The sequence below is a fragment of the Nocardia vulneris genome, from assembly GCF_001613425.1.
Classification (GTDB): domain Bacteria; phylum Actinomycetota; class Actinomycetes; order Mycobacteriales; family Mycobacteriaceae; genus Nocardia; species Nocardia vulneris.
In genome coordinates, this window is sequence record NZ_BDCI01000062.1 from 1 (window position 1) to 1,638 (window position 1,638).

The 1,638-nt window shown below is 71.2% G+C and carries 1 protein-coding gene; it reads right to left on the reverse strand.

The window, feature by feature from the left end:
- Positions 1-1,085: 1,085 nt before the first annotated feature.
- The gene (locus tag NVU01S_RS41975) at positions 1,086-1,613 is read right to left on the reverse strand and encodes a hypothetical protein (RefSeq protein WP_043683454.1); all 528 of its coding nucleotides are present in this window, start codon (positions 1,611-1,613) and stop codon (positions 1,086-1,088) included.
- Positions 1,614-1,638 lie beyond the last annotated feature (25 nt).

The following is a 1,638-nucleotide window of genomic DNA, read 5'->3' on the forward strand; positions in this document are numbered from 1 at the left end:
GTCAGCGGGCTGTCGCCGTGGGCGGTGCCGTTGCTCGTCGAGCTGGTGGCGTTGCCGGGCTGGCTGTCAGCGGGCTGTCGCCGTGGGCGGTGGCGTTGCTCGCTGAGCCGGTGGCGTTGCCGAGCCGGTGGCGTTGGCGCCTGTCTCTGCGTCGGTCGTGTCGGTGGCTCGTCGAGCCGGTGACGTTGCCGAACCGGTCACGTCGCTGTGCCGGAGGCACCGGCTGCCCGGGTGCGTTGGCCTGTGCCGATGGCTCGGTGAGCTGTCTGCGCAGGCCGTATCGGCGGTGTCACCCGATATGGCGTTGCCGCGCCGACGGCACTACCGAGCCGTCGCCGGGCTCACTGGCATGCGGGCTGTTGGCGCGTGCCGTAGCTCGCTGAGCCAGTGGCGTTGCCGAGCGATCGTGCTGCCGAGCCGGTGGCGTCGGCCGCCCGCCGGTCGTGCCGATAGCTCGCTGAGCCAGTGGCGCTGCTGAGGCTTTGCCGTGTCCGTCACCCCTTCCGAGTCAACGGGTTCCCGAGCCGGCGGGGTGGCCGACCTGGTCACGTTGCCGTGCCCGGCGGCGCTGACGGCGTATGCCCGCGCCGATGGCTCGGTGAGCTGTGGCGTGGGTGTGCCGCTGATGTCGCCTGATATGGCGTCGCCTGCAGGCGGCGTTGCCGAGTTGACGGCGTTGCCGAGTCGGTTACGTTGCCGAGCTGACAGCGTTGCCGAGCTGACAGCGTTGCCGAGCTGACAGCGTTGCCGAGTCGGTTACGTTGCCGAGCCGACGGCGTTGCCGAGTCGGTTACGTTGCCGAGCTGACAGCGTTGCCGAGTCGGTTGCGTTTGCTGGGCTGGCAGCGTCGCCGAGCCGGTTGCGTTTGCCGGGCTGACAGCGTTGCCGAGCTGACGGCGTTGTCGAGTCGGTTACGTTGCCGAGCTGACGGCGTCGCCGAGCCGGTTGTGTTTGCCTGGCTGGCAGCGTTGCCGGGTGACGGCCCCGGGTGTCACGGAGACGGTGTTGGCGGCGGCTGTCGTATGGCGAGTCCTGTTGTTCGGCAACGGGGCTCGGGTGATACGGCGGCTGTGGGGCTGCTGCGGTCAGGGGGTGGGTGGGGGTCCGCGGCGGCCGAAGCCGGAGCTGCGGAGTAGGCGGCGGGGTGTGGGGAGCGATCCGAGGGGGATCGCGTAGGCCGGTTCGAATGGGGGAGTCGGGGCGGCGTAGAGCACTCGGGCGGCGCGGTGTGCGGCGGAAACGGCTCGGACGACGGCGAGTTCGGCGCCGCGGATGAGCGCGGCGCCCAGGGGGATGGCGGCGAGGTGTGCGCCGAGCATCACCGCGGACATGCCCGCGCTGTGCTGGTGTCCGGGTGCGACGGTCAGGGCGAGGTGGCCCACCGCCTGCCCGATCGCCAGCAGCACCATGATCTCGGCGACGCCATAGCGGTTCCGTCGCACACCGACCAGCACGCCGACCCCGGTACACGCGGCGATCAGCACAACGATAGGGGACTGCGTGGATGACACGGTCCCACCACCGACCGCATGCGCCGCGATGCTCACCGCCCCCGACGCGGAGCCGACGAACGCACCGCGCACCCGCGCCATGCTCGCCACCGGATTCCGCACCGGCCCATCTTACGGGCCACCCCCA